Source organism: Acinetobacter sp. ANC 5045 (genome assembly GCF_004331005.1).
Taxonomy (GTDB): domain Bacteria; phylum Pseudomonadota; class Gammaproteobacteria; order Pseudomonadales; family Moraxellaceae; genus Acinetobacter; species Acinetobacter towneri.
This window is the reverse complement of the sequence record NZ_SJNS01000001.1, coordinates 508,715-524,940: the sequence shown is the minus strand read 5'-3', so window position 1 is coordinate 524,940 and position 16,226 is coordinate 508,715. Positions and strand designations below refer to the sequence as shown.

General features: G+C 43.3%; 12 protein-coding genes. 7 read left to right on the top strand and 5 right to left on the bottom strand.

All coding sequences use genetic code 11. From position 1 onward, the window contains the following. Positions 1-97: 97 nt before the first annotated feature. The 5 genes from ppx to E0H79_RS02600 are packed head-to-tail and all read left to right on the top strand — an operon-like array spanning position 98 to position 5,225. Positions 98-1,618 (top strand): exopolyphosphatase, encoded by a 1,521-nt coding sequence (ppx, locus tag E0H79_RS02620; RefSeq protein ID WP_004975167.1) that lies wholly within the window; start codon positions 98-100, stop codon positions 1,616-1,618. A gap of 32 nt (positions 1,619-1,650) precedes the next feature. Then, the gene (locus E0H79_RS02615; protein ID WP_004975170.1) at positions 1,651-2,472 is read left to right on the top strand and encodes an acetyl-CoA carboxylase carboxyltransferase subunit alpha; all 822 of its coding nucleotides are present in this window, start codon (positions 1,651-1,653) and stop codon (positions 2,470-2,472) included. Beyond that, positions 2,409-3,755, top strand: coding sequence for a tRNA lysidine(34) synthetase TilS (gene tilS / locus E0H79_RS02610; protein WP_104852453.1), 1,347 nt, complete (start codon positions 2,409-2,411; stop codon positions 3,753-3,755). The genes E0H79_RS02615 and tilS overlap by 64 nt, the downstream gene beginning before the upstream one ends. Before the next feature lie 30 nt (positions 3,756-3,785). Continuing rightward, complete coding sequence (gene proC / locus E0H79_RS02605) at positions 3,786-4,613, top strand: pyrroline-5-carboxylate reductase (RefSeq protein WP_096902428.1); 828 nt, start codon at positions 3,786-3,788, stop codon at positions 4,611-4,613. Between the two features lie 42 nt (positions 4,614-4,655). Then, positions 4,656-5,225, top strand: a complete 570-nt coding sequence (locus tag E0H79_RS02600; protein WP_004975174.1) for a YggT family protein — start codon at positions 4,656-4,658, stop codon at positions 5,223-5,225. Positions 5,226-5,387: 162 nt separating this feature from the next. Here the strand turns inward: E0H79_RS02600 and polA are convergent, their stop codons facing one another. After that, the gene (gene polA, locus E0H79_RS02595) at positions 5,388-8,147 is read right to left on the bottom strand and encodes a DNA polymerase I (protein ID WP_004975176.1); all 2,760 of its coding nucleotides are present in this window, start codon (positions 8,145-8,147) and stop codon (positions 5,388-5,390) included. Between the two features lie 182 nt (positions 8,148-8,329). Between polA and E0H79_RS02590 the strand changes: the two genes are divergently transcribed. Beyond that, positions 8,330-11,341 (top strand): DUF2339 domain-containing protein, encoded by a 3,012-nt coding sequence (locus tag E0H79_RS02590; protein ID WP_131260744.1) that lies wholly within the window; start codon positions 8,330-8,332, stop codon positions 11,339-11,341. Between the two features lie 48 nt (positions 11,342-11,389). On the opposite strand, the gene E0H79_RS02585 is transcribed toward E0H79_RS02590, so the two are convergent. Next, positions 11,390-12,313, bottom strand: coding sequence for a mechanosensitive ion channel family protein (locus E0H79_RS02585; protein WP_096902425.1), 924 nt, complete (start codon positions 12,311-12,313; stop codon positions 11,390-11,392). Positions 12,314-12,322: 9 nt separating this feature from the next. Beyond that, complete coding sequence (locus E0H79_RS02580; protein WP_004975182.1) at positions 12,323-13,144, bottom strand: hypothetical protein; 822 nt, start codon at positions 13,142-13,144, stop codon at positions 12,323-12,325. A 102-nt stretch (positions 13,145-13,246) separates the two neighbouring features. Here E0H79_RS02580 and gspE point away from each other — a divergent pair, with 102 nt between their 5' ends. Further along, positions 13,247-14,734, top strand: coding sequence for a type II secretion system ATPase GspE (gene gspE, locus E0H79_RS02575; RefSeq protein ID WP_004975184.1), 1,488 nt, complete (start codon positions 13,247-13,249; stop codon positions 14,732-14,734). An 80-nt stretch (positions 14,735-14,814) separates the two neighbouring features. On the opposite strand, the gene E0H79_RS02570 is transcribed toward gspE, so the two are convergent. Together E0H79_RS02570 and gigB are read right to left on the bottom strand one after the other, a co-directional pair. After that, the gene (locus tag E0H79_RS02570; protein ID WP_131260743.1) at positions 14,815-15,639 is read right to left on the bottom strand and encodes a carbon-nitrogen hydrolase family protein; all 825 of its coding nucleotides are present in this window, start codon (positions 15,637-15,639) and stop codon (positions 14,815-14,817) included. Positions 15,640-15,660: 21 nt separating this feature from the next. Next, positions 15,661-16,188, bottom strand: coding sequence for an anti-anti-sigma factor GigB (gigB, locus tag E0H79_RS02565; RefSeq protein WP_131260742.1), 528 nt, complete (start codon positions 16,186-16,188; stop codon positions 15,661-15,663). Positions 16,189-16,226: the final 38 nt, after the last annotated feature.

The window sequence follows — 16,226 nt, the reverse complement described above, 5'->3', positions numbered from 1 at the left end:
AAATTTAAATAGTCGTCAAATTGTGCTGATAAATGGCTTTTAAATTAGGTGTATGTGAATTACTCTAGGCACAATTCTGTCTAGGTTTGTTTGAAGAATGTCTGATTTTTTAATTGATGAAGAGTTACTCGCAGCCATCGATATGGGGTCGAATAGTTTCCACTTGGCGATTGCTCGAGTGGATCATGGTGAAGTAAAAAAAGTGGCATCAATGTCAGAAAAAGTACAGTTGGCCGCAGGTTTAGATGAAAATAAGAATTTGACCGAAGCTGCTCAACAACGTGGTTTGGCATGTTTGGCGCGTTTTGTGGGACGTTTAACTGCGGTGCAGTCAAACCGTTTGCGTATTGTGGCAACCAACGCATTGCGTCAGGCCAAAAATGGACATGAGTTTATTCAAAAAGCCGCAGAAATTTTGCCTAAACCTATTGAAATTATTGCAGGGCGTGAAGAAGCCCGTTTAATTTATTTAGGCGTATCGCACACGATGGCAAATAGTGGTCGTCGTTTGGTAATTGACATTGGCGGTGGTTCGACAGAGTTGATTATTGGCGAAGAATTTGAGCCAATTCATACCGAATCTTTACAAATGGGCTGTGTGGCCTATACCAAAGCCTATTTTGCCGATGGTGAAATTAGCAAGAGCAGTTTTGAAAAAGCAGTGGTTGCAGCGCGTAAAGAACTGTATTCGATTGCCAATACTTATAAAGAAGCAGGTTGGGATACCGTTGCAGGTTCGAGCGGTACCATTAAAGCCTGTCGTCAAATTACGGTAAATATGGGCTGGAGCAATGAGCAGGAAAATCTGACTCGTGAAGGTTTAGAAAAACTCAAAGACCGTTTGCTCAAGTTTAAACACGTATCAGAAATGGAATTTGATGGTCTAAAAGAAGACCGTCGAGCAGTTTTGCCAGCAGGTTTGGCAATTTTATATGCGGTATTTGATGTATTAGATATCGATAAACTGGTGTATTCCGATGGGGCTTTGCGTGAAGGCGTAATGTATGACTTGTTGGGACGTTTCCAGCATGAAGACATTCGTGATCGCAGTGTACAGGCCTTGATGGGGCGTTATAACTCAGACCCGAAACAGGCTGGACGTGTGGTGAAAACTGCGCAACATTTATTTGACAGCGTGGCAGAATCATTAAAATTAAATAACGAAGATAGTGACTTATTGCGTCGTGCTGCGTACCTACATGAAATTGGTTTAGCCATCAGTCACAGCAGTTATCATCGTCACGGTGCATATTTATTGCAACATTCGGACATTCCCGGTTTCTCACAAATTGACCAAAACTATCTCTCGCATTTGGTCGGCAACCATCGTCGAAAGTTGCGCCAAGACGCGAAAACAGAAGCACTGAAAGCGGGTGGCAATAAAATTGTTTACTTAAGTTTGTTGCTTCGCCTTGCAGTTTTGGTCAACGCAAGTCGTAGCGATGCGATGCTTCCTGCCATTGAATTAAGCATCCGCAATGCGCAACAATGGCAGCTCAGCGTGTCGGGTGATGCCAAACAATGGCCATTGCTTGTCGCTGAATTGCACGATGAACAAGTGCAATTCAAGAATTGGGACATTGAATTGAATATTCAGTCGGAACAATTTGTCGATTAAGATTTGGTTAATTTAGGGATAACAGTCGACTTATGAAAAAAGCTGCTCAATCTAAAGCATGGAAAACCGTGCAAATTGCACGTCATCCTGAACGTCCGCAATTTCTAGACTATGTGGGTGAAATTTTCACTGAATTTGATGCCTTACATGGCGATCGTTTATTTGGTGATGATGGTGCAATGATCGGTGGATTGGCACGCTTTGATGGTCAGCCTGTCATGGTGATAGGTCAACATCGTGGTCGCAGTACCCGCGAAAAATTACAACACAACTTCGGGATGTGTAATCCAGAAGGCTACCGTAAGGCACAGCGTCTTATGGATATGGCAGAGCGTTTTAATCTGCCAGTTTTCACTTTTGTTGATACCATGGGTGCATACCCAGGTGTAGGTGCAGAGGAACGTGGTCAGGCAGAAGCGATTGCGACCAGCTTAGCGCAATTGTCGAACTTAAAAGTACCTGTAATTGCTACAGTATTGGGCGAAGGTGGTTCAGGCGGTGCGTTGGGTATTGGCGTGGCTGACCGTGTGGTAATGTTGTCACACAGTATTTACTCTGTTATTTCACCAGAAGGTTGTGCGTCTATTCTGTGGAAAACTGCAGAAAAAGCCGAACAAGCCAGTGAAGCATTGGCATTGACTGCAGAAAAACTGCAAAAGATTGGTATTGTAGAATACGTGGTTGATGAAGGTGAGGGTGCGCATTTAAACCCTGAACAAGTCATGCACAGTCTGAAAAATGTGTTAAAAGAAGCTTTGGATGAATTGCAAGCGATGGATGCAACACAACGATGCGAAGAACGTTACCAGCGTTTAATGAAGTTTGGCAGCGACAATTTAGGTCTAGCGTCTTAAGCCAATTACAGGCTTTTTCTGCACAGACAAAATTTTTAATCGGATGTAGTGGCGGCATGGATTCCATGCTGCTACTGCATCTTTTGTCGTTTTTGTGCCCTGAAAAAGTACGCGCGATTTATATTGATCACCAATTGCAAAGTCCAAGCGCAGCGTGGGGCACATTGGTGCAAGCCACCTGCCAAAATTTAAATGTGCCGTGTGTGCTGCAAAAAGTCAGTGTGTCTGAGGGTAATTTAGAAAATCAGGCACGTCAGGCGCGTTATCAGGCCTATATGCAGCACTTAGATAGCAACGAAGTTCTAGTATTGGCGCATCATCAGCAAGATCAGGCAGAAACCGTATTGCTGCGTTTGTTTTCAGGCGCAGGTGTGCAAGGACTTGCTGCCATGCAAGCTGTCGATGTGCGTGATGACATCAGTATTTGGCGTCCGTTATTGGATATTTCGCGTGAGCAGATTTGCCAATGGAGTGCTGAATTAAAGCTCGATTATGTGCAAGACCCAAGCAATCAGGATGTGCATTATGACCGAGCTTGGGCAAGAGAAATATTGTGGCCTGTCGTGCAACAGCGTTTTCCTAAAATGCAGCAAGCTGTGACGCGTACTGCAAACTTGATGCAAGATACTGAAAACATTTTGGCAGAAGTTTTGGCGCAGGATTTAGCTGCATGTGGCACAGACTCGCAGTTGAATTTAATTCAGTTACAACAATTGTCTTTGTCACGGCAACGTCAGCTATTATCGGCATGGATGAAAGGACAGGCACAATATCGCCCAAGTTTTGATATGGTCGAACGCTTGCAACGTGAGGTGATTCAAGCCAAAGCCGATGCACAAGCGGCATTACATTGTCAGGATTATTATTATCTGCGTTATCAGCAACAATTATTTCGTTTGCCGAAAGCGGAGTATTTAGCTGCAGAACATTTTGAGGCAGAAGAACAAGTGTTATGTTTGCAGGCAGATCAGACTTTTCAAGTGTGGTCTGGCTGTTATCAACTGCAACAAGCCAAAGTCGGTTTATCTGCAACTTTGCTGAATCGTCCGTTAACTTTACGGCCACGTTTGGGTGGTGAAAAAATTCATTTGTATGGTCGGGTGGGCACATGGCCACTGAAAAAAGCCATTCAGGAAGCACAAATTTTTCCGTGGACGCGTCATACAATTCAAATATTAAGCCTAGATAATGTTATGCTAGGCGTTTTTAGCCCCAAAGGCTTTTGGCTTGCACAGTCGGACTATTGTGTCGCAGATGGATGGCAACCGAATTTAGTCTCTTAACGACAAAGAACTCAACGAAGAGCGTGAATCATGAGTGCAGTATTGAATTGTAATATTAGTTTCATTGGCGGTGGCAACATGGCGCAAGCCTTGATTGGTGGTTTGATTGCCAGAGGTTTGCCGCCAACCCGTATTACAGTTTCAGACCCTGTAGAACAAGTGCGTGAATTATTAAAAGAAAAAGATGTGCATGTCACTGAGGATAATTTGGCCGCGATTGCAGATGCAGATATTGTGGTATTTGCAGTCAAACCACAGGTTTTGGCACAAGTATTGCGTCCATTGCACGGTCAGTTTGAAGATAAGCTGGTGATTTCGATTGTTGCGGGCGCAGAAATTGCCACGATTTCTGAGTTATTACGTACAGAACGTGTAGTGCGGGTAATGCCAAATACGCCTGCTTTGGTGCAAACAGGTGCACATGGTTTGTATGCAACCGAACAGGTCAATAGCACTGACCGTGAATTGGCAAGTCAGGTTTTGGCAGCGACAGGTTTAACTATTTGGGTAAACTCTGAGGCGCAAATTGATGCTGTGACTGCAGTATCTGGTTCAGGGCCAGCATATTTCTTCTATTTGATGGAAAGTATGATTCGTGCAGGCAAGAACTTAGGTTTAGATGAAAAAGTGGCGACAGCACTGACGTTACAAACTGCTTTGGGTGCAGCACAAATGGCAATTACCAGCTCGAATACACCTGCAGAATTACGCAAAAATGTAACTTCACCAAATGGCACGACCCAAGCGGCAATTGAAGTGTTTGATCATGCGCAAATTTCACAAAATATTCAGGCGGCATTGGCTGCTGCTAAAACGCGTAGTCAAGAATTAGCGCAAGAGTTGAGTGATAGTATTTAATTATTGAAAAACAATGAATTTAAATTTTAGGAAAGTTTAAGTATGGGTGCAAATTCTGCGCTAATTTTTGGCATTATCATTAACGTAGCGATTTTGCTCGTATTCTTCCGTTTCTTAATGCAATTGGCAGCGGTGAGTCCTTATAACCCTGTGGTGCTTTCAACCATTAAAGCCACCAAAATTGTAGATGTATTTGGACGTATTTTTCCAACGGTTGGCAAAGGTCGAGTTAACTCTGCAGCCTTGGCTTTGTTGGTGGTGTTGTATCTACTCAAAATTTTTGGTGTTATGTATCTCAATGGTGCGATGCCGAATAGTCCAATTCACTTACTGATTCTGACTTTTGTGACCATGATTCAGGATTTAATCCGTTTCTGTCGTTATTTGATTTTTGCCACCATTATTTTGAGTTGGGTGGTGATGTTTACTCAATCTCGTGGCCCGTATATTGAGGTGATTCAAGAGTTGGCTGAGCCGTTATTAGCACCATTTCGTCGTTTATTGCCGAACATGGGCATGATTGATTTGTCGCCAATTATTGCATTTTTGGCTTTATATATCGCTGAAATTATTATGAATCAGGTAGCGATTGTATTGCTGACTGGCTTATAAGTCGCATTATCCTAAAACATTAAAAAGGACTCAAATCGAGTCCTTTTTTTGTAGTTTAAGTTTGGGCTGACGACCTTAATGAGTCTTCAGAAATACAAATAACCTGCATCCTGACCTCCTTCTAGGCGAAGGAAGGTGCTGAAAAAAGAGAGCGCAACGACTTTAGTGCGCTTCATCCCAGTTATTGCCTTTTCCGACTTCCACCACCAATGGTACAGAAATTTCCACCACAGATTGCATGACTTCTGCCAACTTCGGCGCGAGCTCATCTGCCGCATCTGCATCGACTTCAAATACCAATTCATCGTGTACTTGCAGCAACATTTTGGCTTGCGCTTGCGGTAACATTTTGTCGACTTCAATCATCGCCATTTTAATAATATCAGCTGCAGAGCCTTGTAATGGCGCGTTAATTGCCGCACGTTCTGCCGCTTTACGTACCATCATATTACGTGCAGCAATATCTGGCGTATAGAGGCGACGACCTAAAATAGTTTCTACAAAACCTTGTTCTAGCGCGACTTGGCGGGTACGTTGCATATATTCATAAATGCCCGGATAACGCTGGAAGTATTGCTTGATGTAGTTTTGTGATTCTTCACGGGTAAACCCAAGCTGACGAATTAAGCCAAATTCCGACATGCCGTAGAGCAGACCGAAGTTTACAGCTTTGGCCTGACGACGCTGATCTGAGGTTACGTCTTCTAAGGCAATACCCAAGACTTCTGCCGCAGTACGGCGGTGCACGTCTTGTCCATGGTTAAAGGCATCGAGTAGGGCATCATCTTGTGAAAAATGTGCCATTAAACGCAATTCGATTTGCGAGTAGTCGGCTGCCAACAACACGCGACCTTCAGGTGCGACAAAGGCTTTACGAATTTGACGACCAATTTCAGTACGAATTGGAATGTTTTGTAAGTTTGGATCAGTAGAAGATAAACGCCCTGTTGCAGTCAAAGCTTGGTGATAACTGGTATGCACTCGATGCGTATCGTTGTTGGCTTGCTTCAGTAAGCCATCGGTATAGGTGCTTTTGAGTTTAGATAAACCACGGTAGTCTAAAATTAAACTACTGATCGGATGCTCAATTTTTTCCAAAACACTTTCACTGGTACTGTATTGACCTGTTGCGGTTTTCTTGCCGCCTTTGAGTCCGAGTTTATCAAACAGGATTTCGCCCACTTGTTTCGGTGAGCTGACATTAAAGTTTTCACCTGCCAATTCTACAATTTGGTTTTCCAAATCTTGCATGGTTTGGGAAAAATCGACACCCAATTGATCTAAAAATTTCAGATCAAGCTGAATGCCATTTTCTTCCATACTGGTCAGCACACGCGCCACAGGCATTTCGATGTTGTGCAAAATATTGACCAATTCAGGATGCTTTTGTAGCTTCGCAGACAGCACTTCATATAAACGATACGTAACATGCGCATCTTCTGCAGCGTAGTGCGCAGCCGTTTCAATTTCAATTTGATTGAAAGTTTTTTGCTTGACGCCTTTGCCTGCAATTTGCTCATAAGATGTGGTCAGGTGGCTTAAATATAAGCGTGCCACATCATCCATGCCGTGACGGGTTGCGACAGAGTTAAGCACATAAGATGCCAACATGGTATCGAAATACCAACCTTGTAAATGAATACCGTGATTTTCAAGCACATGCGCATCATATTTTAAATGATGCCCAATTTTATCCACCGCATTATTTTCTAAAATAGGTTTGATTTGTGCCAAAACCTGATCACGGTTGAGCTGCTGTGGTGCGCCCTCATAATCATGCGCCAAAGGTACGTAATAGGCATCTTTGGCATCGAACGCGATAGAAAAACCAACAATTTCTGCAACGCGATAATCCAGACTGGTGGTTTCTGTATCAAAGGCAAAACGCTGTGCAGTTTGCAAGCGTTGCAGCAAAGCATCCCAATGCGCCTGATCTAAAATGGTGTGGTATGTTGCTGCACCGAGTTGATCATCAACACTGCTTTGCGTGGCTTGATCTTCAGTTTCAATTTCATTGGCTGTCGGTGCGGCGACTGTTTTTGCAGCTTGTTTATAATTGCTGTTATTTGGATTATTTGGATGATCGAGCGATTGTAATTGATTACGGAATTCTAGCTCGGTATATAAATTGCGTAAGGCTTCAACATTAGGGTCTTGTAGTTTTAGATCGGCATAACCAAAGTTCAGATCAAGGTCACAAACAATGCTGGCGAGTTGATGATCTAGCGCGATGCCATCGGCATTGTCTTTAATATTTTGTCCGACTTTGCCTTTAATATGATCGACATTTTCTAAAATCGCACCAATCGAGCCATATTCGGTCAGTAGTTTTGCAGCAGTTTTGGCGCCAATGCCGGGCACGCCCATAATACCATCGGAAGCATCACCCATGAGGGTCAGATAATCAATAATTTGATGCGGCCATACGCCAAACTTGTCAAATACAGCCTGAATATCCATTGGCTTTTCTTTGAAGCTGTCTTCAAGGGTAACTTTTTCAGTCACCAACTGCGCCATGTCTTTATCGCCCGTAGAAATCAGTACTTGCTGTCCTTCGGCTTCGGCACGTTTGGCTAAAGTTCCAATAATATCATCGGCTTCTGCGCCTGGTAGCATGTAAAGTGGAATACCCAAAGCACGAATTAAAGCATGTAAGTATGGAATTTGCTGAGAAAGTTCCTCAGGCATACTTGGGCGGTCACCTTTATAAATTGGCGATAGTTCGTGACGGAAAGTCGGCTCAGGCGTATCAAAAATTACCGCCATGTGAGTAGGCTGAGTACGACGCATCAACTTTTGAATCGCAGAGATCGCGCCACGAATAGCATTGGTATGTAAACCAGTTGACGTGGTTAATGGTGGTAGTGCGTGAAAGGCACGAAATAGAAAATATGAGCCATCGACCAAGACAAATGGTGGCATGGATTGATTCCTTCTGCAAATAAGCAGTTTATTGTACGTGATTTTTGCAGTTGTCGCAGAAACTGATTTTTAAGGCAAGTGTTGCAGACGCACAGTTACCGAATTGCTGATGAATCCTGATTCAGAATCGTGCTGTCTGTTGTATGATCGGAGCCATGACAATATCAATAAAATGAAGAGCAATGCAGACAGGGCAGAATGAAATTCGAATCATTTGGTTCATGCTATTAATCATAATTTCAATTGGCGCATGGTGGCTCGGTGTGCCGATGCTGAGTTATATCTGTGCAGTTGCTGCGGTGGTCAGCGTGATGTTTTTTGTGGGACGAGTGCAGAACTCACTGGAACAGGTTGTGGATGCACAGTCACAAGTACAACGCCAAAGCTCTAAAACTCCTTTATATATCGCCGCTTTTATTGCTTTTTTAGGAATATTGCTGGATTGGTATTTACTGACATCTATTGCTTTAAGTGCATGGATTTTTATGTTGTTGCGATGGTTGCAGCGTTTGGAGCAAGGACTGTATCAATTACAGCAATTACAAAGTGCCGCTAAGCTTCAGGCGCATGCTCAAAAGAGCTATCCTCAAAAGACCAATGCTCAAGAGAAAAAGGTTCAAACGCAATTCGCAGAGCATATTTTAGCCAATACATCTGAAGTTGATGCAAGTCTTTCATCAGTTAAGGCAAATGTGGATGATGGTGTTATATCAACCGCTTCTCAACCTGAAACCATCGCTATTCAATCTGATTCCACATTATCGAGCGAGCCGAATTCTGTTCGGGAACAAGCAGCTCAAGTTTCTTATCCATATCAAGACCAAGAGTATCTACATCAAGAATATTCAGCTCCAGATTTAGCCAAATCCTCAAGGTCTGTTGCACCTTTTGCAACTCAGTCGCGCTCATCAAGTAACAGTTTATTGCAACAAGCTCAATCATGGCTGATACATGGTAATCCTGTATTAAAAGCAGCAATTGTAGTGTTACTCATAGGCGTGGTGTTACTGCTACGTTTTGCTACTGAACATTGGCAATTTAGTTTGGCAGTGAAACTTTTGTTCGTTGCTGGCGTGAGTGCAGCAGTGACAGTATTCGGTTATCTGTTACGCAACAAAAATCGCAGCTTTGCTTTGGGTGTGCAAGGTTTGGGGTTGGCTGGGCTGTGTCTGACCTTATTTTTTGCCTATTACAATTTGGTCATTCCAAATTTAGCTATCGCCAGTCTGTGTTTTATTGTGGTGATGTTGCTCACGCTCTGGCTGAGTTTAAAACAACAATCAGTCGAACTTGCCCTCATGGCAATGCTGATTGCGTATTTCGCACCGTTTACTTTACCTGTTCGTAATGCAACAGCCATTGAATTTATTGCCTATTATTTGCTGATTAATATTTCGGTTGCCATTTTAAGTAGTTTACATCCGTGGAAATATTTAAATCAAATTGCGTTTTTAATGACGGTTGTGGTGGGTGGCAGCTATGCCTTTTATCATGGTTATATCTTTGAACGGCAGGTGCTAACGCTTTTAGTTTTGGTGCATGCGGCTATTTTTATTTGGTTGGGTTTTCGCTTTAGTCAGCTTTTGGCACAGGAAGATGTCGCCACGTTTCAGCTGAAACCTATTTTAGACCTTGCCTTGATTTTTGGCGCACCCATTGTCGGTTATGCCTGTTTATATCTGATGTATTTTGAAGAAACAGCAGAGCAGGCAGCCTTTAGTTTGTTATTTGCGGTGGTTTTTGCAGGTTTGTATTGGCTGACCAAACAGCATCGGCAGACACAATTTATTGCACAAAGTTATTTCAGTTTGATGCTGATTTTTAGTGTGTTGATTCCACCTATTTTACTGCCTGAACAATGGAGTGTCATTGGTTGGGCATTACAAGGCGTGGCTGTGTTTATTTTTGCCTTTATTCAATATTCTAAAATTAGCCGTTATTTGGCACTAGGTTTGTTTGCCGTAGCGGGCTTATCTGGGCTGTATTATTTAGTAGAGTTGCCTTATTTCGAGCGCAGTATTTATTGGGTACTGAGCCTAAGTTATGCCACGGTTGTGGTGTTTTCCAACAGCCGTGCAGCTTTCAGACAACAACTGAGCACAGCAACCACGAGCGTACTGTGTTTAATGATGTTGTCTGCAACCAGTTTATGGCTATGGTTAGGTTTAGATTACTTTGATGGAGAACTTGCAACCGTACAGACGCTTTTGGCGGTGGTGGTCATTTATTTACTTATCAACGAAGTACTACTTTCTCGTCAAGCGACATGGTCATGGCTATTGCCCAAATGGTTAGGTCTAACGCCAGTTTCGCTCACTGCAGCAGGTTTATTATTCAGCCGTAGCTATGATGGAGCGGTGCATTGGGTTTCGGGTACTGAACGTCTGCTATTTGCCTTGTTTGCAGGCGTGCTCAGTGTGTTGTGGTTGCGTCCTTTATGGACTGTCCGCAGCGACAAAGAATGGCTGAGTTTAGGACTGTTACCCATTTTGGCGATGGCGAGTTTAACGCTGTTACCACAGCATCCGTATAGCAGCGTGGTGATTTTACCATTGCTCTTTGCGGCGTGGTGTTGGTGGCAACAACCGGATTCAGATTGGCGCAAATTTTGGTATGCGCGTAGCAATTTAATCTTCATGTTGATGTGGATGCTATGTTCACAACTGTTGACTGAACACGCATTTTACGGCTATGTACTGCCTATTTTGAATCCATTTGATTTGGTCAGTATAGCCATGTTGGTGGCTATTTTGTGGATGTTGAATCTGCAACGCAAAACCCATTTAGACCAAGGCCTGGCAGCGGTAATTATGGTCTTGAGTTTACTGTGGCTAAGTAGTTATGTGCTATTACGTGCCTTACATCTGTATTTGGGAACGCCAATCAACCAAATTGCTGTTTGGCAAGATGCCACTGTGCAGCTCAGTTTGACCTTGCTTTGGGTGAGTTTGGCTTGTATCGCCATGTGGATTGCCAGTCTGAAACAATTACGTGCCTTGTGGATTTTAGGCAGCAGTATTTTGGTGATTGTGACCTTAAAATTGGTGCTTTTAGATTTATCTAATATTGGAACTTTAATGCGCGTGCTGTCATTCTTTGCTGCAGGTTTAGGTATGCTACTGATTGCATATATCGCCCCAATTCCTGAGCCAGATCTCGCAAAAAACAACACTTCGCCGTCTTCCAAAGCTTGAGCAGATCCTCAAGTTTAGTTAGAGGCAAAGTGTCGAAGACTGAAACGATTACTTTAAATCAGGTTCTCGTTTCAGTGCTTGGGCATTGGCATATTGATCAAGTTCTTCATTATTTAAAGGGCGCGATAAAGGATGATCAACAAAACCCATTTTGGGTACAGGAATTTCGATTTGGTTGTCTAGGAAACCATTACGGATACGTTCCTGCATTTCATCACGTACCTTTAAAAAGTTTTCTTGCTGACACCACACCGCAAACAACAATTCAATTGAAGATTCACGGAAAGCTGTAACTGTCACCGCGGGTTTAGGGTCAGACAGCACGAGCGGATATTGATTGGCGACACTGAGCAACACTTCACGCACTTTAATAATATCTTCGTGAAAATTAATCGCGAGGGTAATGGGCACACGTCGGATTGGAAACTTGGACAAGTTATGCACGGGTGCACGAATCAATTGTTCATTGGGTAAACGCACATAAATATTGTCTTGGGTCAGCAATTTAACTGAAAGTAAGTCAATTGAGATCACTTCACCTTCAATGGTGTGTCCGCGAATCAGGGTGATTTGAATGGTATCGCCCACTTCAAAAGAACCTTCGCCAATCAGGAACATACCACTAATTAAATTGGATGCCGAGGTTTGTGAGGCAAAACCCAAAGCCACGGTTAAAATACCCGCTGCACCTAAAAACACGCTGAGTTTAAAGCCTGCTTCTTTCAGGCTCGCCATCACAAACAGCAGGAAAATAAAGTAAAAAATCCCGCGTCGCCAAACTAAGCGTTGATGCGCATTAAAACGTGCGCCAATAGTGCGTACAAAAGTATTGGAAACAAAACGTGCAATTAAGAAACCAATCAAAGACAATACAATTGCGACCAAAATTTCGGTCAGACGATCTGTATTGATACTGGTAAAAATTCCTTTGAGGCTGTTGGTGATTTCTTTGGAAATATTGGAATCTGCCATAACATCCTCTTAGAAAAATGAATCAAACATATTAAATAAAGCACCTGCCGTTTCACGCGGTGGTTGCAAATAGGTCACTTCACCTGCATGTGGCGGGGTGCGATTTTCAATCCGAATTCGTGGCGGGCGGTCTAAACCTTCATGCATCACTTTAATTTGTGAAGTCCATAAACGACCTGTACTTTCGCTGAAAAATAAAGGCAGCGCAGGCACAGGCACATTCATTCGGTCAAAACGCAATTGTTGATTGCTGGTGTTGTGAAATTCAATCGGCGTGACGGCACGAAATGCACGTGGTTTTAATTGATGTAATTCGGTACGGCCATCGACTGCTGTGGCATAGCAAATTTCACCTGTACGATGATTGGGGCCAAACCAAGTATCTTTCGGGCGAATAATCGGCAAATCAAAAATGGGTTCACGTTGACCATCGACAAAGGCAGACATCCACAACGGTGTGCTGATATACAAGGTGCCGCGTTGCCCCGCAGGAATATAAATTGGATCGACAGGTTTAATCACCACTGAACGGTCTGCCAAACGAGGCATGAGCTGTAATTTACTTTGTGTAGATTTGAACATATAGCGTTCAATTTTCACAGGTTGTGGAAAGGCAAATTCAGGATCATCAATGTTATGCCATTGCTGTTCATAATCGTATTGAACCTGCGGGCGATAATATTCCAAACGCCATTCTTGCATACCACGGGTCAAACGTACTAAGAGTGAGCCAAATTGCCACGTTTTAGGACGATTGAGCTCAAACTCATAGTCACCCCACCATTTTAATTTAGCCGAATCAGTTTCTGAAATCTCATGATTTTGTGACAATGGCCTATCCCTTTCTTGATAAATCAGCGAAAACAGACTTCACGCTGTCATACGCTTAGAGTACACTCAAATTAAATTTTTTCATCATTATTATAATCGCTGATGCAAGTACTGAAACAATTACAAATACCGTATAGCTTTGCCAAACGCCATGGGGTGTTAATTCGTTATGAGGGCGATCATGCCTTTATTGTACGTCGTGAAAATACGCCGATGCTTGCCATTCAGGAGGCGCGTCGTTTTTTGGGGCATCCTGCACAGCATCAACTTTGTAGCGATCAGGAATTTCACCAATTATTAAGCAGCAGTTTTGCAGGTGATACAGGCGAGTCGCAGCAAGTCGCTGCGGGATTGGAAGATCACCCTGACTTGCTTAGTTTGGCAGATTCAGTTCCTGAAGCAGAAGACCTGATGGATCAGGAAGATGATGCACCGATTGTACGTTTAATCAATGCTTTACTGTCTGAAGCGATTCGGGTTGGCGCATCGGATATTCATATCGAATCTTTTGAGAAAAAACTGTCAGTCCGTTTGCGGGTCGATGGTCAGTTGCGTGAAATCGTGCAACCGCGCCGTGAACTTGCGCCTTTATTGGTGTCACGTATTAAAGTCATGGCAAAACTGGATATTGCCGAAAAACGTATCCCTCAAGATGGTCGTATTTCGCTCAGACTAGCAGGTCGTGAGGTCGATGTACGTGTGTCAACGCTGCCATCTTCGCATGGTGAGCGGGTGGTAATGCGTTTGCTGGATAAGCAAGCAGGTCGTTTAAACATGACGCACTTGGGGCTGATGCAAAATGATTATGAGCGCTTAAAGCAACTGGTACATCGACCACACGGGATTATTTTGGTTACAGGGCCGACAGGTTCGGGTAAAACTACGACCTTATATGCAGCTTTGTCAGACCTGAATGACGGTTCTAAAAATATTTTGACTGCAGAAGACCCGATTGAATATCAACTTGAAGGGATTGGGCAAACACAGGTCAATACCAAAGTGGATATGACCTTCGCTCGTGCTTTAAAAGCCATGCTGCGCCAAGACCCAGATGTGGTGATGGTGGGGGAGATTCGTGACTTAGAAACTGCCGAAATTGCAGTGCAGGCTTCCTTAACTGGTCACTTGGTACTGTCTACCCTACATACCAATACGGCCATTGGTGCAGTCACCCGTTTAAAAGATATGGGCATCGAGCCGTTCTTGCTGTCAAGTTCATTAATTGGGGTGATCGCGCAGCGTTTAGTGCGCACCTTATGTTCGCACTGCGCCACATGGCATGCTGCAGATGACTTTGAACAAGAACTCTTTAAAAGTGTGACCGATGCAAGCGATTTAAAACTTCCGCAACCGAAAGGCTGTGAACATTGCTCACATACAGGTTTTACTGGGCGGACTGCAATTTATGAAATTGTCCCTGTGGATGAAGCAATGCGCCGTTTGATTCATGGCAATGCCGCGGAATATGAACTGGAAGATTATGCACGACAGCAATCAGGTTCGATTCGTGAAGATGGATTGCGTAAGGTATTGGCAGGTAAAACCACTTTGGAAGAAGTGCTGCGCGTGACCAATGAAGCGGCTGAATAGCTAAAAAGTAAGGTTAAGATAAGAAATACAAAGAGTTGATCACTATATTGTTGATCAACCCTTTTTATTGAAATTCAATTTTAAAATTGCAATAAACGACGATGCTGCATTAACGGCATCGACTCTCGAATTTTGCTTTGTTCATCTAAATCAAAGGGCACTGTAATCAGTTGCGTACCTTCGTCTTGCACCATTGACAATAACTGTCCGCGTGAATTGGCAGCGCCTGAATGTCCCCAAGTCTGACGTTTTTCACCATGCCAACCTTGTTGGGCTGCACCTAAAACCTGACATTGACTGTCCATGCCACGCGCCTGCAAGAGCAATTGCCAATGCATTTGACCTGTGGTGTAAGTAAAAGCCGATGGCGCAGTTAAAATATTGGCGCCTTGCGCACGTAAAGTTAAGGCCAATTCAGGAAAGCGCAAGTCATAACACACCATTAAGCCAATGTTGCCAAACGGTGTTTTCGCTACAACGACTTCAGAGCCGGGTTCAAAAAACTTAGATTCCTGATAACCACCAACAGAGTCACCAACTTGCACATCAAACAAATGAATTTTGTCATAACGTGCTTCAGTTTTTTCTGGGCTAATACATAAACTGACCGTACGCACACGACCATCTGCAATTGTTGAACCATCAGGGCGATATGGGCAGGGCAATGTACCCGCCACAATCCAAATTTGATATTGATGTGCAAGCTGTTCCAACCGCTGTTGAATACTTTCAAACTGTGCCGCGGTTTCGCGTTGTTTGCCTGCTGCAAAGCAGACAAGGTTTTCGGGGAAAACGATCAGTTCAGCACCATCCGCTTTACTCTGTTGAATCAATGTTTCAATGATTTTGAAGTTTTCCTCAATATCATTTTGTGAGTTCATTTGAGCAACAGAAAGTAAAGTCATCAAAGCATTCCTGAGTGAAGATCAAGCGTTCTGCTGATTTTGCTCAGCACATTGATCGAGACTATCTTGTTCTTTTTGTAGCTGTTTCACCAAAGGTTCGAACATATTTTGGTTGTTTTCATTCAGCTTCATGAGGGTTTTATGGGCATCTAATACCGTAGTGAGCATATTGCTATGCGTGACGTGTTCTTCTACCAGCTCACGCGTGCAGACAGTTGGGTCACCACAGTAATTTAAAATCACAAACACCTGTCCTAAGCCCATGCTATTGGCGAGCGTAGTAATGTCTGGATTAGTAGAGAGCATAACTGCTTGAATGTTATGGATTTGTTTCAGTTTTAAGCCTAGCTTAGCCAATACACCTAAAACTGTACTGTCAATAAATGTAGTTTGGGTTAAATCTACAATTGCACCCACCACATTAGATTGCTGTTCAATTTTACTGAGTAGTTTGTCTAGACTAATACAAGATTGGGCACGCACTTCGCCAAAAAGCTTAAAGATATGCGTTCCATTCAAACTTGCATATTCAACATGACCTGTTGACATATAAATGCCATTTGCAGAGAAGGATTAGATAATTATCC